At 65.0% G+C, this 25,332-nt stretch carries 24 protein-coding genes; 14 read left to right on the forward strand and 10 right to left on the reverse strand.

The window, feature by feature from the left end; all coding sequences use genetic code 11:
* Positions 1 to 23 precede the first annotated feature (23 nt).
* A complete protein-coding gene (locus ABWL39_RS06455) occupies positions 24 to 875 on the forward strand; it encodes a sulfurtransferase (protein WP_367788285.1) in 852 nt (283 codons plus the stop codon).
* Between the two features lie 223 nt (positions 876 to 1,098).
* Here the strand turns inward: ABWL39_RS06455 and ABWL39_RS06460 are convergent, their stop codons facing one another.
* From ABWL39_RS06460 to ABWL39_RS06470, 3 genes are read right to left on the reverse strand one after another with little or no spacing between them, the layout of a single operon-like run.
* Complete coding sequence (locus ABWL39_RS06460) at positions 1,099 to 1,575, reverse strand: hypothetical protein (RefSeq protein WP_367788287.1); 477 nt, start codon at positions 1,573 to 1,575, stop codon at positions 1,099 to 1,101.
* Positions 1,576 to 1,605: 30 nt separating this feature from the next.
* Positions 1,606 to 1,854, reverse strand: coding sequence for a hypothetical protein (locus ABWL39_RS06465; protein ID WP_367788289.1), 249 nt, complete (start codon positions 1,852 to 1,854; stop codon positions 1,606 to 1,608).
* A 16-nt stretch (positions 1,855 to 1,870) separates the two neighbouring features.
* Complete coding sequence (locus tag ABWL39_RS06470; protein ID WP_367788291.1) at positions 1,871 to 3,469, reverse strand: alpha-amylase family glycosyl hydrolase; 1,599 nt, start codon at positions 3,467 to 3,469, stop codon at positions 1,871 to 1,873.
* Between the two features lie 285 nt (positions 3,470 to 3,754).
* On the opposite strand from ABWL39_RS06470, the gene ABWL39_RS06475 reads away from it, so the two are divergent.
* The 8 genes from ABWL39_RS06475 (at position 3,755) to ABWL39_RS06510 (ending at position 9,618) form a co-directional block, all read left to right on the forward strand.
* A complete protein-coding gene (locus tag ABWL39_RS06475) occupies positions 3,755 to 4,021 on the forward strand; it encodes a DUF2282 domain-containing protein (protein WP_367788293.1) in 267 nt (88 codons plus the stop codon).
* A gap of 60 nt (positions 4,022 to 4,081) precedes the next feature.
* Positions 4,082 to 4,945, forward strand: coding sequence for a DUF692 family multinuclear iron-containing protein (locus tag ABWL39_RS06480; protein ID WP_367788295.1), 864 nt, complete (start codon positions 4,082 to 4,084; stop codon positions 4,943 to 4,945).
* A complete protein-coding gene (locus ABWL39_RS06485) occupies positions 4,942 to 5,673 on the forward strand; it encodes a putative DNA-binding domain-containing protein (protein WP_367788296.1) in 732 nt (243 codons plus the stop codon). The genes ABWL39_RS06480 and ABWL39_RS06485 overlap by 4 nt, the downstream gene beginning before the upstream one ends.
* A gap of 30 nt (positions 5,674 to 5,703) precedes the next feature.
* The gene (locus ABWL39_RS06490) at positions 5,704 to 6,165 is read left to right on the forward strand and encodes a DoxX family protein (protein WP_367788298.1); all 462 of its coding nucleotides are present in this window, start codon (positions 5,704 to 5,706) and stop codon (positions 6,163 to 6,165) included.
* Positions 6,166 to 6,247: 82 nt separating this feature from the next.
* The gene (gene dacB / locus ABWL39_RS06495) at positions 6,248 to 7,657 is read left to right on the forward strand and encodes a D-alanyl-D-alanine carboxypeptidase/D-alanyl-D-alanine-endopeptidase (protein WP_367788300.1); all 1,410 of its coding nucleotides are present in this window, start codon (positions 6,248 to 6,250) and stop codon (positions 7,655 to 7,657) included.
* A 303-nt stretch (positions 7,658 to 7,960) separates the two neighbouring features.
* A complete protein-coding gene (locus ABWL39_RS06500; protein WP_367788302.1) occupies positions 7,961 to 8,278 on the forward strand; it encodes a PadR family transcriptional regulator in 318 nt (105 codons plus the stop codon).
* Positions 8,271 to 9,362 (forward strand): DUF1700 domain-containing protein, encoded by a 1,092-nt coding sequence (locus tag ABWL39_RS06505; RefSeq protein WP_367788304.1) that lies wholly within the window; start codon positions 8,271 to 8,273, stop codon positions 9,360 to 9,362. The genes ABWL39_RS06500 and ABWL39_RS06505 overlap by 8 nt, the downstream gene beginning before the upstream one ends.
* Positions 9,334 to 9,618 carry a hypothetical protein gene (locus ABWL39_RS06510; RefSeq protein WP_367788306.1) on the forward strand — a complete coding sequence of 95 codons (285 nt, stop codon included), beginning with the start codon at positions 9,334 to 9,336 and terminating at the stop codon, positions 9,616 to 9,618. The genes ABWL39_RS06505 and ABWL39_RS06510 overlap by 29 nt, the downstream gene beginning before the upstream one ends.
* 45 nt (positions 9,619 to 9,663) lie before the next feature.
* Here ABWL39_RS06510 and ABWL39_RS06515 read toward each other — a convergent pair whose 3' ends face one another.
* From ABWL39_RS06515 to kup, 3 genes are all read right to left on the reverse strand, one after another.
* Positions 9,664 to 10,497, reverse strand: coding sequence for an NAD(P)-binding domain-containing protein (locus ABWL39_RS06515; protein WP_367788308.1), 834 nt, complete (start codon positions 10,495 to 10,497; stop codon positions 9,664 to 9,666).
* Positions 10,498 to 10,642: 145 nt separating this feature from the next.
* Positions 10,643 to 11,554, reverse strand: a complete 912-nt coding sequence (locus ABWL39_RS06520; RefSeq protein WP_367788310.1) for a LysR family transcriptional regulator — start codon at positions 11,552 to 11,554, stop codon at positions 10,643 to 10,645.
* Positions 11,555 to 11,734: 180 nt separating this feature from the next.
* The gene (gene kup, locus ABWL39_RS06525; protein ID WP_367788312.1) at positions 11,735 to 13,618 is read right to left on the reverse strand and encodes a low affinity potassium transporter Kup; all 1,884 of its coding nucleotides are present in this window, start codon (positions 13,616 to 13,618) and stop codon (positions 11,735 to 11,737) included.
* Positions 13,619 to 13,925: 307 nt separating this feature from the next.
* Here kup and ABWL39_RS06530 point away from each other — a divergent pair, with 307 nt between their 5' ends.
* Genes ABWL39_RS06530 through ABWL39_RS06540 form a run of 3 tightly spaced genes read left to right on the forward strand, consistent with a single transcriptional unit; the run spans position 13,926 to position 19,001 of the window.
* Positions 13,926 to 14,696: a ParA family protein gene (locus tag ABWL39_RS06530; protein ID WP_367788314.1), complete on the forward strand. Its 771-nt coding sequence runs from the start codon at positions 13,926 to 13,928 to the stop codon at positions 14,694 to 14,696.
* Between the two features lie 32 nt (positions 14,697 to 14,728).
* Positions 14,729 to 18,079: a PAS domain S-box protein gene (locus ABWL39_RS06535; RefSeq protein WP_367788316.1), complete on the forward strand. Its 3,351-nt coding sequence runs from the start codon at positions 14,729 to 14,731 to the stop codon at positions 18,077 to 18,079.
* A 4-nt stretch (positions 18,080 to 18,083) separates the two neighbouring features.
* Positions 18,084 to 19,001: a response regulator gene (locus ABWL39_RS06540; protein WP_367788318.1), complete on the forward strand. Its 918-nt coding sequence runs from the start codon at positions 18,084 to 18,086 to the stop codon at positions 18,999 to 19,001.
* Positions 19,002 to 19,042: 41 nt separating this feature from the next.
* Here the strand turns inward: ABWL39_RS06540 and ABWL39_RS06545 are convergent, their stop codons facing one another.
* Complete coding sequence (locus ABWL39_RS06545) at positions 19,043 to 21,361, reverse strand: DNA internalization-related competence protein ComEC/Rec2 (protein ID WP_367788320.1); 2,319 nt, start codon at positions 21,359 to 21,361, stop codon at positions 19,043 to 19,045.
* A 54-nt stretch (positions 21,362 to 21,415) separates the two neighbouring features.
* Between ABWL39_RS06545 and ABWL39_RS06550 the strand changes: the two genes are divergently transcribed.
* Together ABWL39_RS06550 and ABWL39_RS06555 are read left to right on the forward strand one after the other, a co-directional pair.
* Positions 21,416 to 22,003 carry a hypothetical protein gene (locus ABWL39_RS06550; protein ID WP_367788322.1) on the forward strand — a complete coding sequence of 196 codons (588 nt, stop codon included), beginning with the start codon at positions 21,416 to 21,418 and terminating at the stop codon, positions 22,001 to 22,003.
* 67 nt (positions 22,004 to 22,070) lie between these two features.
* Positions 22,071 to 22,964, forward strand: a complete 894-nt coding sequence (locus ABWL39_RS06555; RefSeq protein WP_367788324.1) for a cation diffusion facilitator family transporter — start codon at positions 22,071 to 22,073, stop codon at positions 22,962 to 22,964.
* Here ABWL39_RS06555 and ABWL39_RS06560 read toward each other — a convergent pair.
* From ABWL39_RS06560 to ABWL39_RS06570, 3 genes are all read right to left on the reverse strand, one after another.
* Positions 22,961 to 23,581 (reverse strand): DUF1294 domain-containing protein, encoded by a 621-nt coding sequence (locus ABWL39_RS06560; protein WP_367788326.1) that lies wholly within the window; start codon positions 23,579 to 23,581, stop codon positions 22,961 to 22,963. The genes ABWL39_RS06555 and ABWL39_RS06560 overlap by 4 nt on opposite strands.
* Before the next feature lie 13 nt (positions 23,582 to 23,594).
* Positions 23,595 to 24,329, reverse strand: coding sequence for a ribonuclease PH (gene rph, locus ABWL39_RS06565; protein WP_367788328.1), 735 nt, complete (start codon positions 24,327 to 24,329; stop codon positions 23,595 to 23,597).
* A gap of 77 nt (positions 24,330 to 24,406) precedes the next feature.
* Positions 24,407 to 25,327: a PP2C family serine/threonine-protein phosphatase gene (locus ABWL39_RS06570; RefSeq protein WP_367788330.1), complete on the reverse strand. Its 921-nt coding sequence runs from the start codon at positions 25,325 to 25,327 to the stop codon at positions 24,407 to 24,409.
* Between the last annotated feature and the right edge of the window lie 5 nt (positions 25,328 to 25,332).

The raw sequence follows: 25,332 nt of genomic DNA on the forward strand, positions 1-25,332 counted from the left end.
CCACTGATCAAAGGGTGATTGCAATGCAAAAACAAACCTTGGTGTCCACTGACTGGCTCGGCCAGCATCTGCGCGACCACGACGTCATCGTTGTCGACGTGCGCCACAACCTCGCCGACCACGAGGCCGGCCAGCGCACCTATGGCTTCTCGCACATCCTCGGCGCCCACTTCGTCAGCGTCGAGCGCGAGCTGTCCGGCCCCAGGACCGGCCACAACGGCCGCCACCCGCTGCCCACCATGGCCGGTATCAACAAGCTGCTGCGCCGGCTCGGCGTCACCACCGACAAGATCATCGTCGCCTACGACGACGCCGGCGGCATGTTCGCCGCGCGCATGTGGTGGATGATGCGCTGGATCGGCCTCTACAACTGCGCCGTGCTCGACGGCGGCTGGCAGAAATGGCTGGCCGAACACCGTCAGGTCAGCCGCGAGCTGCCGCATGTGCCCGAATCCGACATCCACTGCTTCGTGCAGGACAAGCTGCGCGTCGATGCCGACTACCTGCTGCAACACCTGGGTGACCGCGCCGCCATGCAGATCGTCGACGCCCGCGCCCCGGACCGCTTCCGCGGCGAAAACGAAACGCTCGACCCGGTCGGCGGCCATATCCCCGGCGCCCTCAACCGCTTCTTCCAGCACAACCTGACCGGCACCGGCGTCTTCAAATCCCCCGGCGAACTGCACCAGGAATGGACAACCCTGCTCGGCCCGCGCGAACCCGCCACGGTGGTCGCGCAATGCGGCTCGGGCATCACCGCCTGCCACAACCTGCTGGCCATGGAAATCGCCGGCCTGCACGGCGCCAAACTCTACCCAGGCTCGTGGAGCGAATGGTGCAGCGACGTGTCGCGGCCGGTGGAGACGGGGGAGTAGATGACTGGCGCTGCCTGCTGGAGGGTAGCAAGATGTGGCGGGCAAACATTGCCCGTCGGCGTGTGGCTCAGCCTGCGTGTGGTTCAGATTCGCGGCGGTTATCGCCTGGGCAACAAGTTACCCACACTGCTTGGCTGGGAATGAAGTGGGATACTGGACGTTGAATTACGACATCCAGAATTAAACAGTGCTTAGGCGTCTCAGAAAGAATACGCTGAGACGTCTAAGTCATGTCATGAAAAGTAATGCCTTTGCTGGATGAGTGTATAAAGCGGTCCAGGTTGTAAATTGTATGAAGCGCTTCATTCCGGTAGTTTTTTGCAAAAGCGAGCTCTTGCTCTCCGTCATTTATTGCCTCTGATACGACACTTAGCATTTTTTCGAAATGTTGAATCGCATCCACCGGCTTATCGGGGGTCGTTCCATCGATATCCCCAAGCATGCCAATCATGGCGCCGACTGCGTTGTCGGAAATTTCTCCCCTCTTGTAAAGCTCTCCTCCTAGTTCGGCTAGCTGCCGAGGGGTAATTTGTCGCAGATCATATTTTGACAGCAGTTGTATCAAATCTGCTGGCTTGTCAGTTATCGCTGCGTCATCTAGCTGATTCCCGATAGGAGATGCATTCTGGACATGGCTGTTTCGAAATGGCCCTATGTCCTGCACTTGGCTAGCGAACAGGTAATTCAGACCGATCTGCATGTCTGTCTCCAATATCAGGCAGGTTTCAGGCTAGTCAAGGTTGGCTATATTTTCAAAATTCAATTGCTTAGCTAAGAAGGTGTAGCCCGGATGCAGCCGCAAGGCGTAATCCGGGGGCCGACGGGCCGTGGCCATGTCCACCGGCTTGCTGTCGAGATACCGTGTGTTTCCCCGGATTCCGCTGCGCTGCATCCGGGCTACATTCGGGCTGGCAAGCCGTGACCGACCTGGCTGCCGCCCACGCAATACCGCCTCGCCGCCGCTCAGGCGGCGGTTCATACGTACTTCCCCCCGCTCAGCCCTGCCTGGGCGCCTTCAGAATCAGCACCTGCTGCGGTGCGAGCTTGAGCTCGCATGATTTGCCGCTGGCCGGCACGGCCTTGGCGGCGGGTTGCGACACCACGAGCTGCAGCGACTTGCAGTCGATGCCACCAGGCAGGCCGATGCTGGCGGGGCGGGCGGCGTAGTTGAGGGCGACCAGCAGGCGGGTGTCGCCCTGTTCGCGCAGGAAGGCGAAGATCGGTTCGTGTTCCTTGCTCAGCGCGGTGAAGCTGCCGGTCGACAGTGCCGGCTCGGCGGTACGCAGCTTGATCAGCGCGCGGTAGAAGCTGAGCAGCGAGCCGGGTTTGCCATCTTCGGTCGCGACATTGTGGGTCCTGGCGTTCTCGACCAGCGGGCGGAAGGGCTTGCCGCTGGTGAAGCCGGCGCCGTTACCGGCGGTCCAGCTCATCGGGCCGCGCAGTTCCTGGTCCTGTTGCGCGACCGGGGTGGAGGCCGACAGGCCGATTTCCTCGCCGTAGTAGATGAACGGCGTGCCGGGCAGCGTCAGCAGCGTGGCGGCGGCGAGCTTGTAGGCCGCTTCGTCGCCCTGCAGCTGCTGGTACAGCCGGTTGCCGGCAAACGCGTCGTGGTTGGCGAGCAGGGTGCCCATGCGCGCCACTGGCAGCGTCTTCAGCGTGTACAGCACGTCGGGCATCAGCCGGCCCATCTTCACGCTCTTGATGATGTGCTTTTGCAGGCCGAAGGCGAAGGCGCTGCCGCAGGAGTCGGGGGCGGCGAAGGCGCCGGGGTCGCTCGGGGCCTCGCACACCATGTAGCGCTTGCCGTACTGGTCGAGCAGCGCGCGCACCTTGTGCATGATCTGGTGGTTTTCCGGCTGGTTTTCCCACGCGACCGAGCTGTTTTCGACCAGCACGCCGACGGCATCGAAGCGGAAGCCATCGACGCCGCGATTGAGCCAGAACTTCAGGTTGTCGAGGTGGAAGTCGAGCACGGCCGGGTTGCGCAGATTGAAGTCGGGCAGCGCGTCGCCAAAGGCGCCGTAGTAGGCCTCGTCGCCGACCTCGTGCCAGGGGTCGCCCGAGAACGTGGTCCAGCCGCTCGGCTTGGGCTTGGCCCAGACATACCAGTCGCGGTAGGGCGAGGTTTTGCCGTCGGTGGCGGCGTCGAACAGCGGGTGCTCGGCCGAGCTGTGGTTGAGCGTGTAGTCGATGATCACGCCGATACCGCGCCGGTGCGCCTCGGCGATCAGGCGGTCGAAATCGGCGAGGGTGCCGTAGTCGGGCTCGATCGCGCGGAAATCGGTGACGTGGTAGCCGTGGTCGTGATCCTGGCTCTTGAAGATCGGCATCAGCCAGATGCCGGATACGCCGAGCGATTTGAGGTAGTCGAGGCGCGAGGTCAGGCCGTTGAGGTCGCCGATGCCGTCGCCGTTGCTGTCCTGGTAGGCGCGCACCAGTATCTCCACGAACACGCCATGCTGCGCCCAGCCCTCGGGCAGGCCGCTGTCGCGGGCCTCGACGGCGACCGGGCCCAGGTCGGGAATGCTGGCCGCCTGGGCGGCATGGAGGGCAATGAGGCCGGCCAGCGCGCAGCCGAGAAGCGATTTGATCACGGTGTCTCCATCCTGTTCTGATATGTTTGCGGCCTACGCTACACCTGTCTCGCCGCCGGCGCTTGATCAAACGTGCGGCGCGACCAACGGGCAGGGCGGTATTCGGCGCCGGCATGACCTAATCTCCATTTTTGGGGGAAATTGAAAAAAGTGTGTAAGAAGCGGCAGGGCCCCGCGACCAAACGGCGTGTGGCACCCTGCCATGTCGATCGGGGCGCTTGCCGGGGCCGTCGGCCGCGGCCGGTGCAATCCGGTCAGTTCATCGACTTTCACGGAGATACAGCAATGGACAAGAAACAAATGATGATCAGCGCAGCCCTCGCCGGTGTACTTGGCATGAGTCTGGCCGGCAACGCCATGGCCGACGAGGCGAAGCAGGACAAGTGCTACGGCATCGCCAAGGCCGGCAAGAACGACTGCGCGAGCGCCTCTGGCGCGCATTCCTGCGCGGGCCAGACCAAGGTCGACAATGACCCGAACGACTGGAAATACGTGCCCAAGGGCTCCTGCGAGAAAATGGGTGGCATGCCCAAGGCCGGCATGAAGAAGTAAGCCTGTGCGGGCGCCGCGATGGTGGCGCCCGTTTCTCCCGTCTTTGCCAAGAAGCCTCCCATGACCTTCACCACCCTGCCTGCCAGTGCCGGCATCGGCCTGCGCCTGCCGCATGTGCGCGAGATTATCGATACCCGCCCGGCGATCGGCTGGTTCGAGGTGCATGCCGAGAATTTCTTCGGCGGCGGCGCCAATCTTGCCGCGCTGATGCGCGTCAGGGCGGATTATCCGATCAGCCTGCATGGCGTCGGGCTCGGCCTCGGTTCGTCCGGGCCGCTCGACGAGCGCCATCTGGCCGCGTGGCAGGCGCTGATCGAGCGCATCGAGCCCGCCGCCGTGTCCGAGCACCTGTGCTGGAACCGCTGGCAGGGCGAGTATTTCAACGACCTGCTGCCGCTGCCCTATACCGAGGCGGCGCTGTCGCGCATGGTCGAGCGCGTGTCGCAATGGCAGGAGCGCATCGGCCGGCCGGTGCTGATCGAGAACCTGTCGAGCTATGTCGCCTTTCCCGAGGATGTGATCTCCGAGGCCGAATTCCTGGTCGAGCTGGCGCGCCGCAGTGGCTGCGGCCTGCTGCTCGACGTCAACAACCTGTATGTCAACGAGCGCAATCTCGGCCGCGATGCGCGGGCCGCGCTCGATGTGATTCCACCGGCGCTGGTGGCCGAGATCCATGTCGCGGGCTTCGAGCTGCGCGACGACGGCCTGCTGATCGACAGCCACGGCGCGCCGGTGTGCGATGCCGTGTGGGACTTGCTCGACGCCGCCTGCACGCGCTTTGGCCGCGTGCCGACCCTGCTCGAGCGCGACACGCATCTGCCGCCGCTGGCCGAGCTGCTCGCCGAGGCTGGCGAGATCGAGCGCAGGCTCGCGGCCCACCGGCCATCGCCGCATTCAGCCGCAGTGAAGGAGCTGACGCCATGAGCCTCGACGCAAGCCTTGGCCGTTTCGCCGGCGCGGTTGCGCAGGGCGGCGACAGCGACTGGCTCGGGCCGCATGCGCGCGGCGTGTCGGCCTACGCCGCCAACCGCCTGTTCAATCGCGCCGATGCGCTGGCCGAGGTCTACCCGACCCTCGTGCTGCTCGTGGGTGAGCCGTTCTTCGCGGCGATGGCCCGCGAATTCGCCCGCTGCACGCCGTCGTTGAGTGGCGACCTGAACTGCTACGGCGCCGGCCTGCCCGATTTCATCGCGGGCTTCGAGCCTGCGCGCGATCTGCCCTATCTGCCCGACATGGCGCGCCTCGACTGGGCCCGCCACCTGGCTTACTACGCGGCCGACGTGGCGGCCTTCGACCCGGCCGGCCTGGCGGCAACGCCGCCCGAGCGCCACGGCGCCTTGCCCGTGCGCCTGCACCCGGCCGTGGCGCTGGTCGAGTCGGGCTATCCGATCGTCTCCATCCTCGATGCGCACGACAGCGGTGCCTGGCCCGATCTCGGCCAGGGCGGCGAGACGGCGCTCGTCTACCGTGCCGCCAACCGCGTCCGGACGCGCCTCTTGGCCGCGCCGGAAGCCGCGCTGCTATTGGCCTGGCGCGATGGTGCCGATCTTGCCGGCGGGCTCGCCGCCGCGCTGGCCTGCGACGAGGCCTTCGATTTCAGCACCGCGTTGCCGCGCCTGATCGGCGACGAGGTGATCGCCGCCATCGGCTGACCCTTTTCCCATCCCAGCAGGAGTCGTCTCATGAACGCCACCGTTCAAGCCTTGATCCATCTCGCCAATCGCGCCATCGCCGCGCTCGACTGCGTGCTTGCGCCGCTCGTCGACCTCGCCGTGCGGCTCTATCTGGCCAGCGTGTTCTTCCAGTCCGGGCTTACCAAGATCGCCGACTGGAGCTCGACCGTGGCCCTGTTCCAGGACGAATACAAGGTGCCGCTGCTGCCGCCCGAGCTGGCAGCGGCGATGGGCACGGGCGGCGAGCTCGGCTTGCCGGTGCTGCTGGTGCTGGGCCTGGGCGGGCGCTTCGCGGCGTCCGGGCTGTTCGTCCTCAACGCCGTGGCGGTCTACTCCTATTACGACAGCCTGGTCGAGGCGACACGGCTGCACCATTATCTGTGGGGCGCGCTGCTGGCGATGCTGCTGGTGCACGGGCCGGGCGCGATCGCCGTCGACCGCTGGATCAAGCGGCGCTGGGGTAGCATCTGACCTGGCGGATAGCCGCGCCAGCCTTATAATTGAGGCCCGATGCCAGCCCGGCATCGGGCCTCTTTCATTGCCTGCCGAACCTATGCCCACGCCTCGTCGTCTCCTTGCCTGTGTCCTTCCGCTGGTGCTGGCCGCCAGCGCCACTGCCGCCAGTCTGCCGCCCGAGGTCGGCGTGCTGCTCAAGCAGGCCGGCGTGTCGCCCGAGCACGTGGCGATTTACGTCAAGCCGGCCGACAGCCGCAATCCGACGCTGAGCTGGCATGGCGATCGCGCGATGAGCCCGGCCTCGGTGATGAAGCTGCTGACCACCTACGCGGGGCTCGAGCTGCTCGGGCCGGCCTTCCGTTGGCAGACCGAGTTCCATGCCACCGGCGACATCGCCAATGGCGTGCTCGACGGCAACCTCGTGCTGCGCGGCGGCGGCGACCCCAAGCTGTCGCTCGAACGGCTGTGGCTGATGCTGCGCGAGTTGCGTGCGCGTGGCGTGCGCGAGATACGTGGCGACATCGTGCTCGACCGCCTGTACTGGCAGCCCCAGGCGGCCGACCCGAATGCCTTCGACGGCCATGGCTATCGCACCTACAACGTCGGACCCGACGCGTTTCTCGCCAATTTCCAGTCGGTCGAGCTGCGCCTGCGGCCCGCCGCCGGCAGCGTGGAACTGATGGCCGACCCGGCCTTGCCGTCGATGAAGCTCGACAACCAGCTCAGGCTCGACGGGGCTGACTGCGGCGACTGGAAGGAGAAGATCACGGTCAAGGTCGGCGACGATGGCCGCGTGCTGCTGCATGGGCCGCTTGCCGCGAGCTGTGGCGAGCGCCACCTGTATGTGAGCCTGTACAACCCGCCGCGCTATTTCGATGAGGCACTGCGCTGGATGTGGCAGGACATGGGCGGCCAGTGGCGCGGCAGGCTGCGCGACGGCCAACTGGCCGACTGGCCCGAGGCGCGGCCGCTGTTTGTGTTCGATTCGCTGCCGCTGGCCGAGGTGGTGCGCGACATCAACAAGTTCAGCAACAACACCCAGGCGCGCATGCTGTTCCTGGCGCTCGGCGGCGCCTACCAGCCCGTCGACGCGCTGCTGCCGCAGGCCGCGGCGCGCATCAAGGGCTGGCTCGCGGGCAAGCATCTCGATTTCCCCGAGCTGGTGATCGAGAACGGCTCGGGCCTGTCGCGCGACGAGCGGATCAGCGCCGAGCACCTGGGCCGCCTGCTCGAATCGGCGCTGACGAGCCCCGTCGGGCCGGAGCTGCTGTCGTCGCTGCCGGTGGTGGCGGTCGATGGCACCATGAAAAAGCGCCTGAGCGGCAGCGGCGTAGCGGCGCACATCAAGACCGGCTCGCTCGACGGCGTGCGCTCGGTGGCAGGCGTGGTGCACCTGCCGGACGGCCCGGTGATCGTCGTCGGCATCATCAACGACGCCAGGGCCGCTGCCGCCGTCCCCGCGCTCGATGCGCTGATCGAGTGGGCGGGGCGGCCTGCGCGGCCCTGAGGCACAGGCCGTGCAGGGGCCGCGGGCTAAAGCCGTACGGGGTGCGGTAACACCTATGCCAGCGCCGCGCCCCAAGCCCGGCGCCTACCCGGAGAGCCGCGTCCGTATTGGTGCTGCCTGATATCTTGGTTAGCAGGCGTGCTGCCTTGCAATGTGAGCAAGGTGTGGGTATCGGCATTATCTTGCATGGCAAGATACCTTGCGTTATGCTTGGTTGGTGACGCACTGGAAAGTGCGTTTTTGTGGCACAGCTATCTTGTGATGTAAGGTAGCTTTCAATAAAAGAGAGTAAATCCTAAGTCGATGAAAACACAGCTGAAAAAAGGGACGCTCGAGATGTGTGTGTTGGCCTTGCTGGAAAAGGCCGACAGCTACGCGTACGAAATAGTCTCGAAGCTGGCAGACGGGGTCGAGATGAGCGAAGGCACGATTTACCCATTGATGCGGCGCCTGCAGAACGAGGCCTGGGTGACGACCTATCTGGTCGAATCCGAGTCGGGGCCGCCTCGCAAATACTATAAATTGACGGATACCGGCCGGCAGGAGCTCGCCGGCATGAAGCAGGAATGGTTCGAGTTCCTGGCGGAAGTGAACAAGATTCTGGGGGAGGGCAATGAATAAGGAGCAGTTCCTCAAAAGCATGAGGAAGGAGTTGTCGCGGCTCCCCAAGGCTGAGCTCGACGAGATCATCGCCGATTATCAGGAATACTTTCACGATGGCATGGCCAGCGGGCGCAGCGAGGAAGAGATCGCCCGCGCGCTGGGCGATCCGAAGAAGCTCGCTCGCGAATTGCTGGCGCAGCAGCATATCGACGCCTGGAAGGCCGACAAGAGCATCGGCAACCTGATGCGCGTGGTGCTGGCCGTCGCCGCGCTGGGCAGCCTGAACCTGTTCCTCGCCATCCCGATGCTGGCCTTCATGGCTGTGCTGACCGTGTCCTACGCCTGCTCGATGGCCTTGATCGTCATCGGCATCGTGTTCGCGCTGAGCCTGATCCCAGGCTTCTCGTCGCTGACCGGGCTCAACGGCAACATCGTGATCGGCCACGACAGCAAGAATGCGAGCCTCGGCATCCAGCTGATGGATGACTACAAGGCTGGTGACGGCCAGCGCCGCGGCACGCTGCCCGAGCCGCCCGACGCACCCGAAGCGACTGAGCCGCCGGAACCGGACAGCGACATCCCACCGATTACGCCCGCTCCGAAAGGCCATGCGGCTGACACCGGGGTCAAGCTCGGCATCGGCGCCGACATCACCGGCGACGACGGCAGCGTGGTCCACATCGAGCGCAAGGACGGCCAGATTATCCGCCGCGAAATCCATGGCAAGAACGGCGACAAGGTGCTGATCGAGCGCGACGAAAAGGGCAACGAGCATGTGCGCATCGAGGGGGCGGACGGCGACCGCGTGGTGATCGACCGCCACAGCGACAAGCGCCCATCCAGCGTGCAGATCCACGACGCCAAGGGCCAGGATATCCATATCGAAGGGCTCGGCGGCATTACCCGGACGCAGGCGCAGCTTGCTGGCGCCGCGATCGGCATCGTCGGCGGCGGCCTCTGGCTGTGGCTCAATATGGTATTCACCCGCCTGGTGTTCCGCGGCTTCGTGCGTTATGTCCGCCTCAACGCGTCGATCATTCGCGGCCATGCGGGCGAAGCCAGGGAGGCAGCGCATGAGCTCAAGCGCGACCTGCGCGGCTAAGCACGACGGCCGCTGGCGGCGGCGCCTCGCGGCCAGGCTGCGCGCCAGCCTGATCGACGAGCCGGCGTTGCTACCGCCACTCGCGCTGGGCGTGCCCGTGGTGATCGCGCAGGCAGCGGGCGCCAATGGTTTCCTGAGTGGTTGCGGCGGCCTGCTGACCAGAGAAGATGCCGGTATCGCCAGCGTGTTGCTGCTCGATGGGCCGAGGGCGGGCCTGGTCTGGCGCTTTTATCGGCATGAGCTGGCGCGCGCCTGAGCGGGCCGACCAGCATCGAAGAACAAGGGGCTCACGCCCCTTTTTTCATGACTCGGCCGCGGCCGGGCGGCTTGCACCGCGCAGGCTGGCCGCCAGGCGGGTTTCGAACTCATCCACCGCGTGCGACGCCAGGCGGATCAGGTTAGCCAGCGCGGTGGCCGGCGATACCGTCGGCCGCGGTGGCTGGATCAGCCCATGCGGGTAGGGCTCGAAGGTGGTGGGCGGCTCGGTTTTGCTGTAGGCGTCGGCCAGCTGCGTCATGCGCTGCCGCAGGGCGGTATTTTCATGCCACAGATGAGTCAGTTGATCGGTATCGAGCCCGAGCGGCGAGCTGGCGGTCAGCGAACGTGTCAGGCCGGCGAAGGTCCTGAGTGCGGCATCTTCGAGCAGATGCTGGATTTGCCGCACGAAATGCCCGGCGCCGACGGCACCGCAATGCAGCCAGCCGGCCTGGCTCACCGGGGCCAGTGCGTCGAGGGCCGGCGCCGCCCGTTCGAGCTGGGCACGCGTGCCGCCGGCCATCAGGGCAAAGCCGTAGGGCACCCCCCAGGCGTTGCCCGCTACACCGACATCGAGATAGCCGACTTGGCGTGCGTCCAGCATCCGGGCACGCAGCGGGCTGTGCAGGCAGTCACCGTGGCCGCAGTCCACCAGCAGGTCGCCGGGTTGCAGCAGGTCGCCGAGCCGCGTCAGCCAGGCCTCGGCATGATCGGTATGGGCGGACTCGAGCCATAGCTGCCGGGGCCCCGTGAGCCCGTCCAACAACGCCTGTGCCGCGTCCGCCTCATGCGGCAGCATGAGGCAGGGCCGCCCTTGCTGGGCGAAGCGGTCGCCAAGATGGCGGCCGAGCGGGCTGGTGGCGAGTAAGGCGAGGTGCATGCGGGTCAGGGCCGACCCCCGGGGGGCGCCGTGCGCTCGGCACGGCTCTGGCGGCAGGAAAACTATACGCGCCGATTGTACGCGGAAACCCGTCGGCTTGCCCGCTCAAGTCTGTTACCGCTGGGTGACGCGGCAGGCCCGCGAATCAGCGCAGCCCCTGCAGCAGTTGCTGCAATGTCGCATCGTCGCTCAGGTGGCGGATGAACCAGTGCAGCGCCTTGCCTGGCTGCCGCGCGCGCCAGGCAAGGTTGAGCTGGGCCACGGGCTTGGCCTCCTGCACGTCGAGCACCCGCAGCCGCCCCTCGTCGACATAGCGCTGCGCCAGGCCGCGCGGCAGGAAACCCACGCCGAGCCCGGCGGCCTGGGCTTCGGCCTTCTGCCGGATATCGCTGACGGTCAGCACATCCTGGCCGGTGAGCAGGCCGGAGGTGCGTGGCGACAGCGCGCGCGAGCTGTCGGCGGCCGAAACGGCACGGTAGTGGCGGACCAGCTCGGGTGGCAGCGGCTGCTGTGCGCTGGCGAGCGGGTGGCTCGGTGCCACGGCGAACACGAATTCCACCTCGCCCATCGGCCGCACGCTGTAGCCGCCGCCGGGCGGGCCATCCTCCATGGCGCCGATGGCGATGTCGGCCCGTGTGGAGACCAGTGCATCCCAGGTGCCGCCGAATACCTCGGTCATCAGCTTGATGCGGCTGGCGCCGCCCGCTGCGTCGAAGGCCGCCATCAGCGGGTACAGGCAGCTCATGTCGATGAGGTCGGAGACCGCGATCTTGAGGTCGGTCTCCCAGCCGGTGGCGATGCGCTTGACGCGGCATTCGAGTAGGTTCGCGGCATCGAGCAGGTGGCGGCCTTCGCGCAGCAGCTCCTCGCCGGCCGGGGTCAGCTTGGCGCGGTGGCCGGAGCGGTCGAAGATGGTGACGTCGAGGTCTTGTTCCAGCTTCTGCACCGCGTAGGTCACGGCCGAGGGGACGCGATACAGCTCGTCGGCAGCTGCTGCGAAGCTGCCTTTGCGGTCGATGGCGTCGAGTACCAGCAGGGCGTCGAGAGAAAGGCGCATCTTCGGATTTTCTGAATGGCGATGATGTTTCTAAAAGCCCGTCCGGGCTCGCTTGCTTCAGTCTAGGCGTGAAGCCTGGCTATCGCCAGTGCGAGGCCGTTCGGAATTCGCAAAGCGTGGCGTGCGGGAAAGAAAAAGCCCCGACGAATCGGGGCTGGGCAGGTAGGCGGCGCGCCCCGGTCAGATTTCGACCTGGGTGCCGAGCTCGACCACGCGGTTGGGCGGAATCTTGAAGAAGTCGGTTGCCTTGACCGCGTTGCGCGACATGATCGCGAACAGCTTTTCGCGCCACAGCGCCATGCCCGGCATGTCGCTCGGGATCAGGGTTTCGCGCGACAGGAAGAACGAGGTATCCATCATGTCGAACACCAGGCCCTGCTTGCTGCAGTCTTCGAGAATCTCGGCGATTTCCGGGTCCTCCTTGAAACCGTAGGACGCCTGGACCTTGTAGAAAGTCTCGCCCAGGCGCGAGATCTGCACGCGGTCGATGTCGGGTACGAAGGGGATATCCTCGGTGATGACCGTCAGGATCACCACGCGCTCGTGCAGCACCTTGTTGTGCTTGAGGTTGTGCAGCAGCGCATGCGGCACGCCTTCCTGGTTCGAGGCCATGAAGATCGCCGTGCCCTGCACGCGGGTCGGCGGATGGGCTTCGATCGCCTCGACGAAGCTGGCGAGCGGCAAGGCATCGGCCGACATGCGGTCGAGCAGGATCATGCGGCCGCGTTTCCAGGTTGTCAGCAGGGTGAAGGTCACCAGCCCCATGACCAGCGGGAACCAGCCACCCTGGGAAATCTTCAGCGCATTGGCGCCAAGGAAGGCGGCATCGACGATGGCGAGCCCGATGAACAGCACGCCCAGCGCGAAACTGTTCCACTGCCACAGATTGCGCGCGACGATGAAGGCCAGGATGGTGGTGATCATCATCGTGCCGGTCACCGCGATGCCGTAGGCCGCCGCCAGGTTGCTCGAGGAGCGGAAGCCGAGCACCAGGATGATGATCGAGACCAGCAGCATCCAGTTGATCGACGGCACGTAGATCTGGCCGATCTCCTTCTCGGAGGTGTGCAGGATGTCGATGCGTGGGAAATAGCCGAGCTGGACCGCCTGGCGCGTCATCGAGAAGGCGCCGGAGATGACCGCCTGCGACGCGATCACGGTCGCGGCGGTGGCCAGCACCACCAGCGGCAGCAGCGCCCAGCGCGGCGCCAGCAGGAAGAAGGGGTTTTCGACTGCCGCGGGGTTGTGCAGTACCAGTGCGCCCTGGCCGAAATAGTTGAGCAGCAGGGCAGGCAGCACGAAGCCGAACCAGGCGTAGCGGATCGGCTGTTTGCCGAAGTGGCCCATGTCCGCGTACAGCGCCTCGGCCCCGGTCAGGGCCAGCACCACGGCGCCGAGCGCGATGAAGGCGTGCCAGGTGTATTCGGTGAAGAAGTGCACGGCGTGCCAGGGATTGATTGCCGACAGCACTTCGGGCGAATGGGCGATATTGGCCACGCCGAGCACGGCGAGTACCGCGAACCAGAGCACCATGATCGGGCCGAACAGGATGCCGACGCGGGCCGTGCCCCAGCGCTGCATGGCGAACAGGATCACGAGCACGGCAATGGTGATCGGCTCGATATAGTGTTCGAGTGATGGGGCGACCACATTCAGGCCCTCGACCGCCGACAGTACCGAGATGGCCGGCGTGATCATGCCGTCGCCGTAGAACAGCGAGGCGCCGAAGATGCCGATCAACATCATCAGCCACTTGCTCTTGGGGTGGGTATCGCTGACCGAGCGCAGCGCGAGTGTCATCAACGCCAGGATGCCGCCTTCACCCTCGTTGTCGGCACGCATGATGAACACCACATACTTGAGCGACACGACGATCAGGATGGACCAGAAGATCAGCGACAGGATGCCGAGCACATTGGCAGGCGTGGCCGGAATGGCGTGGGTGCCGGCGAAGCATTCCTTGATCGTATACAGCGGGCTGGTGCCGATGTCGCCATAGACGACGCCGATGGCGCCGAGCACCAAGCCGGCCAGACCATGTTTGCTACTACCTGCCTGCGACATTTTTCCTCCGTTGAGCAGGGCGCGTGAAGCGTGACCACTATTGCATGTTGTGGAGCTGCGAATCCGCCCGGGGCAGACGTGGCGACGAATGTTAGCACTTCGTTTGTAGGCCTAGAAGTGGGACTATAGGAAATATTTGTGCATTGCGACATATGCGTTTCGCGCCCGCTCGCGCCGTTGCTGGCGCTGCCGTCAATCCTCGCGATGGCGGCCGGCCAGGCTTTGCGGCGATACGACTGGCATGAGTCGCAGAGCGTGAATTATGCTTATGCCAATCCACCAAGCCCAATAAAGGACAAACCTGGCCATGAAACGCGTGATCTTCAATCAGAAAGGCGGGGTCGGGAAATCGACGATCACCATCAACCTCGCGGCGATTTCTGCCTGTGAAGGCCTGAAGACGCTGGTCATCGACCTCGACCCACAGGCCAACTCGACGCGCTACCTGCTCGGCAGCGAGACCGAGTCGGCCAAGCCGACCATCGCCGACTTCTTCGAGCAGACGCTGAGCTTCAGCCTGTATTCGAAAAAGGCCAGCGAATTCATCCACCCGACCCGCTTCGACAACCTGTTCGTGCTGCCGTCCGACGCGGCGCTCGCCGACCTGCAGACCAAGCTCGAATCGCGCTACAAGATCTACAAGCTGCGCGATTCGCTCAAGGAGCTGGAGAAGGAGTTCGATGCGATCTATATCGACACGCCGCCGGCGCTGAATTTCTACACGCTGTCCGCGCTCATCGCGGCCGACTCCTGCCTGATTCCGTTCGATTGCGATGATTTCTCGCGCCGCGCCCTGTATGGCCTGCTCGACAGCGTGCGCGAGATCCGCGAGGACCACAACGCCACGCTCGAGATCGGCGGCATCGTCGTCAACCAGTTCCAGGCGCGTGCGGCCCTGCCGACCAAGCTGGTGGACGAGCTCAAGGGCGAGGGCCTGCCGGTGCTGGATGCCTACCTGTCGTCCTCGGTCAAGATTCGCGAATCGCACGAGCTGGCGACGCCGATGGTGCACCTGGACGCACGGCACAAGCTGTCGCGCGAATATGCCGAACTCTACCGCGCGATACATGCGGGCTGACCTGCAGCCAGCGCGCCACGAGGCGAGGTTTAATGCCTGACAAGCTGCGACACCCGCGTGGCACTGCGCGCTCGCGGTTCGCCGTCCGTGGCGTGCTGGTCATCGGCACCGCGCTGTCTCTGGTGGTTGCGTGGCGGACCTGGGACGAGCAGCAGGCGCGGGCGCGGCAGCAGTTCGAGATGCTGGCGAATGGCCGGGTGCAATTGCTCGAACAGCAGCTGGTGCGGATGCAGGCCCATGTACAGCAATACCAGGCCTATTTCCAGGCCGAGCCGGACGGCAGCTACGAGCGCTTTCTGAACTATGCGACAGGGCTTGGTGGCAAGCCGCCGGGCATAGTGGTGGCCGGGCGCATCGCGCGCGTGCGTCACGATGCCGTCGCCGCTTTCGAAGCGCGCGCGCGCGTCGAGTTGCCGGGCGCGGAGGGGTTTCCGTGGCAGCGCGTGGTCTCCGGGCGACCCTATTATTATCCGCTGTATTTTGCTTCGCCGGCCAGCGTCTGGCCCAACGGCAGCGATATGCTGACTTATCCCACGTTGCGCAAGGCCATCGCCGATGCGCTGAATGCCGGGCATACGGTGGTCAGTACGCCATTCAGCGTGCCGCAGCAGCAGGCGTTGGCGCAGGGGGGGGTGGCCCTGCTGACGCCGATCGGCATGGGGGCGCCGGATGGGGCCAGTGGTCTGGTGTTCGGCGTGATCGACTTGGGCGCGCTGTTCGCGCCGCTATCGGCCAGGCGGCCGGGCGAGGCCGCGATAACGGTGACCGTGCTCGACGTCAGCGAGGCACATTTTGGCCGCCGCCTCTACCCGCTTGCCGAGGATGGCGCCGAAGCCAGCGTCAGCGCGCCGCCGGGGCTGCGCTACAGCCGTATCCTGCCGTTCGTGGACCGGCGCTGGGCGGTATATCTGGATGCCGACCCGACACTCGATTTCCGTGCCGCCTGGATCAACCTGGGGCTTGGTCTACTCGCTACCGTTGCGCTCGCGGTGCTGCTGCAGCTGGGGCAGACTCGGCAACGCTCGCTCAGCGAGCTGGCCGGCGAGCGCGCCCGCCGCGTGACGGAATCGAATGAGGCGCTGCGCTTGCTGCTGCAACAGCGCGAGGAGACCGAACGCGCCCTGCGCGCCTCGGAAGAACGCATGCGCAGCGTGCTCGACACCGCCAGCGACGCGATCGTGCTGTCCGACCGCCTGGGCCGCATCGAGCTATTCAACCCGGCGGCGGAGCGCGTGTTCGGCTACCCGCAGGCCGAGGCAATCGGTCTCCAGGTGGCGATCCTGTTGCAGGACTGGCAGGCGCAGGGAGCAGGCCCAGGCAATGCGGTCGACCTGCTGTCGCGCATGGCCGGCCAGATGCGCGAGGTCGTCGCGCTGCGCAAGAACGGCGAGCTGTTTCCGCTCGAGCTGACGGTCAACGAGGTACGGCTGTCCGGCGAAGGTTATTTCGTCGTGATCGCCCGCGAGATCACCGAGCGCAAGAAGGCCGAGCGCCTGCTGTTCGACAGCGAATACAAGCACCGCGCCATTCTCGACGCCTCCTTCATCGGCATCTGCGTGTTGCAGGATGGCGGGCTGCGCTACGTCAACCCGACGCTGGCCCGCTATTTCGCCTACGACCGCGAGCAGTTGCTGGCCATCCATGATCCGATGGGCCTGATCGCCGACGAATCGCGCCCGGCCTTCCAGGCGCTGCAGGCCGCGGCATTGCAGTCGAACGACACGCTGCGGCCGATCGAGATCGCCTGCATACGCCGCAACGGCAGCCAGTTCCATGCCTTGCTGACGCTGCAGCGCATCAATTACGACAATCGCCCTGGGCTGACCGGCTCGCTGCTGGATATTTCCGAGCGCAAGGCGGCCGAAGAGGCCGTGCGCCAGTCCGAGCAGAAGAATCGCACGATCCTGTCGGCCCTGCCCGATACCACGCTCCGCCTCGACCTGATGGGGTCGATTCTCGATGCGCGCAGCCCGGCGACGGAAGCCGGCCAGGCATTCAGCGACCTGCAGCCGGGCTCGATGCTGGAAGAGGTGCTGCCGCAGCGCGTCGCATCCCAGATGCGCACCGCCATGCTCGACGCCGAGCAGACCCGGCGCACGCAGCGGCTCGAGTTCGAGATGATGGTCGGCGAGCGCGGCATCGCGTTCGAGGCACGCCTGACGCAATACGGTCCGGCCGAGTTCCTGCTGATCCTGCGCGACATTACCGACCGCAAGCAGGCCGAGGCCGAGCTGATCCGCCACCGCGACCACCTGGCCGAGATGGTGAGCGAGCGCACGGCCGAGCTGCGGGCCATGCTCGACACCAGCCCGCTGGCCATGGCGCGCCTGTCGCAACGCTGCTTTGTCGACATCAACCGGGCGATGGTGGAGCTGTTCCTGCGGCCCGAGCCGGATTTCATCGGCCAGCCCACGCGCCTGCTGCACCCAGACGACGAGGCCTATCAGGTGCTGGAGCAGCGGATCTACCCGGTGCTGGCCAGCGGCGAGGTGTTCATCGACGAAGTCCGTTTCGTGGATGGCCAGGGCAACGCGTTCTGGTGCTCGATGTACGGCAAGGCGCTGGACCCGGCCAACCCGCTCGGCAACTCGGTGTGGGTGTACCAGGATGTGACCGAGCGCAAGATTTCGGAGCTCGCGCTGCACGAGGCCAAGGAGCTGGCTGAATCGGCCAACCGGGCCAAATCCGAGTTCCTCGCCAATATGTCGCACGAGCTGCGCACACCGATGCATGCCATCCTCGGCTTCGCCGACATGGGGCTCGGCAAGGCCGAGAGCGCCACGCGCGAAAAGCTGGCCCACTATTTCGACCGCATCCACGTGAGCGGCAAACGCCTGCTTGCGATCCTCAACGATCTGCTCGACCTGTCCAAGCTCGAGGCCGGCAAGATGCAATACCACCTCGCGCGTCGCGAGGTGTTGCCGATGATCGTGGAGGCAGTCGAGGAAATGCAGCAGATGGCGGCGGAAAAACGCCTCAAGCTCGAGGTGAGCGCGCTGGGCGAGAGCTGGGGCGACTTCGACGACCTGCGCATGAGCCAGATCTTGCGCAACCTGCTGTCGAACGCGATCAAGTTCAGCCCGCCGGACAGCCTGGTCGAGATCAGTTGCGGGCGCAGCGAATGGAACGGCCTGCCTGCCTTGTGGCTGCAGGTGCGTGATTTCGGCCCCGGCGTGCCGCCAGGCGAGATCGACCGCATCTTCGACAAGTTCATCCAGAGCAGTCAGACCAAGACCGGCGCCGGCGGCACCGGCCTGGGCCTCGCCATCTGCCGCGAGATCGTCGATGCCCACCACGGCGAGATCAGCGCGCATAACCTGCCGGGCGGTGGTGTATGCTTCGTGGTCTACCTTCCCGACAAGTCCAATCTGCAACTGACGTGACATCATGGAATCAGGAACCAGCGGCAACCTGCTCATCGTCGACGACGAACCCTTCAATCTGGAAATCCTCACCGAATACCTGCACGACGCGGGCTACGGCGTCACCGCGGCTGAAGACGGCCAGGCGGCGTGGGACATCCTGCAGCAACCCGGCAACCAGTTCGACGCGGTGCTGCTCGATCGCATGATGCCGCGCATGAACGGCATGGAACTGTTGGCCAAGGTCAAGGCGCTGCCCGAATTCGATACGCTGCCGGTGATCATGCAGACCGCCATGGGGTCGCCGGATTCGGTGCGCGAGGGCCTGCAGGCCGGTGCCTATTATTACCTGACCAAGCCCTTCGAGCGCGACACGCTGCTCGCCATCGTCGGCGCCGCCATCAAGGACCGCCGCGAGCAGCGCGCGCTGATCCGCCAGCTGGCGCAGCAGGTATCGACGCTGACCCTGCTCAGCCAGGGGCGTTTCCGCTTCCGCTCGCTCGAGGATGCGCAAAATCTGTCGGCGCTGCTGTCGTCGATGTGCCCGAATCCCGAAAAGGTGTCGCTGGGGCTGTCGGAATTGCTGATCAATGCCGTTGAGCATGGCAATCTCGGTATCAGCTATCGCGACAAGTCCGAGCTGCTCCATGCCGGGCGCTGGCGTGACGAAGTCGATGTGCGCCTGACCCTGCCGGCCTATTGTGCGCGCCAAGTGACGGTCGATGTCGAGCGCAGCGAGCAGGAGATACGCATCACCATCACCGACGAGGGGGAGGGCTTCGACTGGGCACCCTTCCTCGAATTCACGCCCGAGCGCGCCTTCGACCCGCATGGCCGCGGCATCTCGATGGCGCGCATGCTGAGTTTCGACCGGCTGCAGTATCAGGGCAAGGGCAACCAGGTGCTCGCCGTGGTGCGCCTGAAGCCGCTGGGGCTGCACTAAGCGACGCCCGCTGCTCTCCCCGTGCCGTGCCGCAACTCGGCCTAAGGCGCATCCCACCAGTAGTGCCGGCTCGGCGAGCGGTAAGCATGGACCTCGATGCCGGCCGGGCTCAGGTCGAATTGCAGCGCACCGTCCTCATCGGTACGCAGGATGCGGCTGCCGGCATCGCGATAGCGCTCGACGATGGCTGGTTTCGGATGGCCGAAGCGGTTGAGGTAGCCGGCACTGATGACCGCGTAACGCGGCGCGACCGCGGCAATGAAGCGCGACGACGACGAGGTGGCGCTGCCGTGATGGGGCACTGACAGGATGTCCGCCGCAAGCTGGGCCTGCCCGTCGAGCAGGTCCCATTCGCCATCCCGTTCCAGATCGCCCGTCAACAGCACACTGCCGTGCGGCGAATCGATACGCAGCACACAGCTCTTGGCGTTGTCCTTGATGCCGGCTTGCGCCAGCAGCGCGGGGCTCGGGCTCAGCATGGTGAAGCGGATGCCATCCCATGCCCAGTGCTGGCCCGTGACACAGGCGATCGGGCGTACCCCGCGTGCTGTCAGCGGATGGCCCGGTGGCAGTGACGATAACAGCCAGCCAACCGGCATCGCCGCCATCAGGGAGGCTGCGCCGCCGCTATGATCGGCATCGTTGTGGCTGACGACGAGGCCACCGAGCGTGCCGATGCCGCTGCCGCGCAGATAGGGCAGGATGTTGCGCACACCGGCATCGGTGTCGGGGCCGAGGCTCGGGCCCGCGTCGTAGAGCAGGCTGTGCCGGGCTGTCTGCACCAGCACCGCCAGACCTTGCCCGACATCGATAAAAACGACACGCAACACATCACGCTGCGGTGTATCGGGTGCTACCAGGAACAGCGGCAGCAACATCAGCCCGCCGAGCGGCCGGCCCGGCAGGCCCGCCGGCGCCAGCCACCAGACGACGCCGAGCAGCGCGAACAGTGTGGCCCAGGCCGGTGCGGCCGGCTGCGCCCACAGTGCATGGGGCAGGTCGGCGAGCAGCTGCAGCCCTGCCATGCCGAAGGCCAGCAGCGCGTGGGTGGGGATCAGCAATGGCGTGAACACGCAGCCCAGCAGCGACAGCGGTGTCACGATGCTGCCGATCAGCGGTATCGCCAAGGCATTCGCAACGGGTGACAGCAGCGGCAGTTGCTGGAAATACAGCAGCAGCGCAGGGGCCAAGCCCAGCGTGACGGCCCATTGCACGCGGCCCCACACGGGCAGCCAGTGGGGCGTGCCCAGCCGGTTGGTGCTGACCCACAGGATCAATCCCACCGCGCCGAACGACAGCCAGAAGCCCGGCGCGAGCACCGCCCACGGATCGAGCACCACGCAGGCACCCAGCGCCAGTGCAAGAATACGGCTCACCGCGACCGGCCTGCCACGCCATAGCGCGATACTGGCGATGGCCAGCATGTAGAGCGTGCGTTGGGCGGGCAGCGACCAGCCGGATAGCACGACGTAGCCGAGCGCGGCCACGCCGCCGACCACGATCGCAACCTTGCGCGGCGGCCAGCCGGTGCTGCTCATCCTGGCCGTGCGGCTCAACCACGCGCCAATGGCCCCGGCCAGTGACGCCACCAGCGTGATGTGCAGGCCCGATACCGAAACGGCGTGCGTGATGCCGGTCCGGGCAAACAATTGCCACTGTTCCGCCGGGATCGCCTGCTGATCCCCGATCGCCAGGGCCACCACCACCCCGCTGTATTCCCGCGTCCCCAATGTCGCCAACATGCGTTCGCGGATCGCCGCGCGCAAGCGGTTGACGAGGTGGATCGGCGCGAAGCTGGTGCCGTTCAGGCGTTGCGCCTGGCGTATCGACCCCGTGGCGCGGATGCCCTGCTGCAGCAACCAGCCCTCGTAATCGAAATTGAACGGGTTGGCTTGGCCGTGCGGGCGCTTCAGCCGCACGACCAGATGCCAGCGTTCACCCGGCTGAAAGCGCTCGGCCTCGCCACCGAACCGGGTCAGCTGCAGCCGCGACGGGATGTGGGCGCCCGGCGTCAGCACCTCATCCACATCCACCACCAGGCGGGTCGAGTGATCGCCATCGACGGGGAGCTCGCGGATCACGACTGCGATTGCCACGTCGCGCATTTCCCACTCGTGCGGCAGCTCGTCGGCCATGCGCCAGTTGGCCCACGCATTGGCCCAGCAGAAGCCGATGCCGACGGCGATGACAAGCTGTCCCAGCCGCTTGGCCGGTGCCGGCAGCATGCACACGATCAACGTGAACGGCAGCAGCGCCAGCCCGACCCACGGTGACGGCAGCCCGGCTTGCTGTTGCAGCAGCCAGTCGCCGAACACGAAGCCTGCAATCAGGCTGAGCGGCAGGTGTCGGTGTGGGGCCATCGGCGCAGTCGGCAGGAAGAGGCTCTTAGCATAGAGCAGGCGCGGTGGACTATCATGGCTTGTTCGCGTCGAGCGGGGCGCTTCGGGAGTGTGCGGGTGATTGCAGCTAGAATCGTCGATCCGAAAGCCTTTTTTGATGCCTTTGTCGAGGCGGCGGAGCCACACCATGCCGACCTGATGAAATACTGGCGGCGTGGCCTGGGCAAGTACACCGCTACCGTCCGCACCTTTCTGCCTGATGTGGCTAGCAGGCTGGGCCTTCAGCTGTACAACGGCGACTATTACACGCTCGATGCGGTGTTCTACCAGGAAAGGGACTTGGTGAATTTTTCAGCGCATCAGACATTCGTCAAGTACATCTGTGTCGCGTTCGAGCATGAGAATGCGATTGGCGGGTCTGCCAACGAGATTTGCAAACTTCAGCTGATAAATTCTCCGCTGAAGGTGCTCGTCACTTACGGCAATGAGGTGGACAGGTCGGACTATCTGGCACGATACGCCCGCATCATCGCCGATGCGGACACGTTTGGAGACCTCTCGACATTGAGGCGCCAGCTGGTGATTTTCGGAGAAGAGGGCGAGGGTATGCCGGTCTGGCATCCCTATCTCTATGCAGACAATGGATTCGTTTCGCTGATATGAGCACCCAACCATCCACCGCAGGCCATGGCCCAGCCCCATTGCAGCCTGAGCCCAAACGACAGGCACCATGACGCTCACAACACCGCAGCGCATGGCGCTGCTCTCGATCTGCACCTCGGTCGTGGTGCTCGGGCTCAAGTTCCTCGCCTACGGCCTGACCGGCTCCGTCAGCCTGTATTCGGACGCAATGGAATCCTTCGTCAACCTGGCGGCGGCGATGGTGGCCTTCGTCGTGCTGACTGTGGTGGCCATCCCGGCGGATGACGGCCATCCTTACGGCCACGACAAGGCCGAGTATTTTTCCAGCGGTGTCGAGGGCGGGCTGATCCTGCTCGCCGCGATCACCATCATCTACGAGGCCGTGAAACGGCTGCTGTCGCCCGCGCCGATTCACGATCTAGGCGCCGGCCTGCTGGTGTCGATACTCGCTTCGGCGATCAACGCCGGTGTCGCGCTGGTGATGCTGAGGTCGGCAAAGATTCACGACAGCATTACGCTGGAGGCCGATGCCAAACACCTGCTGACCGACGTATGGACCTCGGTCGGTGTCGTCGCCGGCCTGGCGGCGTTGCTGGTGGCGCCACCTAGCTGGCGGGTGCTCGACCCGCTGATCGCCATCGCCGTGGCGCTCAACATCATCAAGACAGGGGTGGACCTGCTGCGGCGCTCGCTCGACGGCCTGATGGATGCGACCTTGCCGCTCGATGACCTGGGGCGTATCCGCAGCGTCCTGCAGTCCAGGCTTGGCGACGACTATGACTTCACCGGCCTGCGCACCCGCAAGTCCGGCTCGCGCCGTTTCATCGAGTTCAACCTGCTGGTGCCGGGCTCGATGTCGGTGGATGCCGCACACCAGCTGTGCGATCAGCTCGAAGACGCGCTCAGCGAGGTGTTGAACAACGCCATGATCAATATCCACGTCGAGCCGGCCCGGAGAGGAGTGGGGCGGTCTGAAAACTAAGCTAGGAGCGCCTTCTGGATATCGCGCCCAGCTTGGCTTGTGAGCCAGCCCAGTGCTGCGCAGTTGAGCAATACGGTTGTCCAGAACCCGATCTGGAATGATGATTTGCTCGATTTGTGCCGGTATCGCCGTTGGGCTATCAGGGCGCCGGGCCAGCCACCCAGAAGGTCGGCAAGATGCAGCGTCGCCTCAGACGTGCGCCAGCGATCGTGCTGTGCGGCTATTTTGTCCTGCCGATAAAGATAGAAACTTACGATACTGAACAAAAAATAGGCTACCAGCACGGCAACATGCAATTTCCCTTGCATGACGGCAAGCACCGGAAAGAAAAGGAAGCAGCAAGCCAGCACGGGTAGAAAGCGGTCACCAAAAGATTTCTGATTGCACCGCAGGGATTGACGCTTGGTGTGCGCTATCAGTTGGACCGTGACCGCACGATAGCCCTTTTTGCCATCTTGCTCTTCTTTGTAGGTGACGATATCTCCAATCACGGGGCGTTGCTGTCCGCGCTCGAATGCGGTGATATGAACGAAGATACGCTTGGCGCTTCCGTGCCGGGTGACAAAGCCGAAGCCCTTTGCGTCATTCCAGTCGGTGATTTTGCCTTGGAAACGCACCAGCGGCCCCGTTTCAGTTCGTTGACGTTGGTTGAAGCCCTAACGTTGCCTTCTGCAGCTCCACCAGTTCACGGATGCCCTGTTCGGCGAGCGCCGTCATGGCGAGCATCTCGTCATGTGAAAACGGCTCCCCTTCGGCCGTCCCCTGGATCTCGACAAAACGGCCGTTACCGGTCATCACCACGTTCATGTCGGTCTCGCAGTCGCTGTCCTCTATGTAGTCGAGGTCGAGCACCGGCTGGCCCTGGTACACGCCCACCGACACCGCCGCGACATGATCCCGGATCGGCGAGGTGGCGAGCTTGCCGCTTGCGATCAAGCCGCTGATGGCATCGTGCACGGCAACGAAGGCGCCGGTGATGCTGGCGGTGCGCGTGCCGCCATCGGCCTGGATGACGTCGCAGTCGATATGGATGGTGCGGTTGCCGAGCTTGCTCAGATCGACCACGGCACGCAAGGCGCGGCCGATCAGGCGCTGGATTTCCTGCGTGCGGCCGGACTGTTTGCCGGCGCTGGCCTCGCGCCGCATGCGCGAGCCGGTGGAGCGCGGCAGCATGCCGTATTCGGCGGTCAGCCAGCCCTGGTTCTTGTCGCGCAGGAAGGCCGGAACCGTTTCTTCAACACTCGCCGTGCAGATGACCTTGGTATCGCCGAACTCGACCAGCACGGACCCTTCCGCATGCTTGGTGTAGTTGCGGGTAAGCGTGACTGGGCGTAGCTGGTTGGATTCGCGTTGGCTGGGGCGCATGGCAGACCTCGGGGATGGGAAGTCCGCCATTATACAACGGCATCGAGCGTCGCCCCCGGCAACACCCGCGCCACGGATTACTTCGAGTATTTCTCGATGGTGGCTTTGATCTCGGCGATGGCCGCCTCGATGTCCATCTCGCTGACTTCCTTGTCTGCACGCATGATCTGCTCGGCGTCGAGCTCCTTCAGGCGTGTGGTGAAGCTGTCCAGCGGCAAGGTCTTGGTGTGCACGGCATGCTTGTCATCAGAGGCCGTGTCTTCTTCCAGCCAGGTGATGCCGAGCACCGACAGGTTGTCGCCGTGCTTGCCGCCGCGCACTTCCGCGCGGTCCATCAATTGCGGGAGCGCATAGAGCACCGGGTAATTGCCGAGGAAGCTGACCAGCTCGTCTTCCGGCAGCGGCCCCCAGAAGCCATCCGTACACAGCAGCAGGGAATCTCCCTCGTGCAACGGCACCTTGCCGCCGGACTCGATCTCGGGGGGCGCGAGGCCACCCAGGCAGCTATAGATCTTGTTGCGCTCGGGGTGGCGCAGGGCTTCTTCCTCGGTCAGGAAGCCATTGTCGACCATCTGCTGCACCTTAGAATGGTCGCGCGTGTGGCTCAGGATGGCACCCTTGCGGAAATGATAGAGGCGGGAATCACCAGCGTGCGCCCAATAGGCGGTGCCGTCCTGCACCAGACAGGCGATACAGGTGGTGCGCGGCGTCTCGAGCAGGTGATGGTTGGCGGAATAATTGAGGATCGCGTCGTGCGCCTTCGCCAGCGAATCGACCAGGAAGGCCGCCGGGGCGTTGATGACGGGGCGCGCGCGTTTCTGGAACTGATCGGCCAGCAACTCGATGGTGATCTGCGAGGCCACCTCGCCGTGAAGATGGCCGCCCATGCCATCGGCGACTACCAGCAGCAAGGCGTCGCGGCTATAGGAATACCCAACCCGGTCCTGGTTGTATTTGCGGGCGCCGCGCCGGCTTTCTTGGTAGATGGAGAACTTCATGACCG

This window comes from Chitinivorax sp. PXF-14, from assembly GCF_040812015.1.
Lineage (GTDB): Bacteria > Pseudomonadota > Gammaproteobacteria > Burkholderiales > SCOH01 > JBFNXJ01.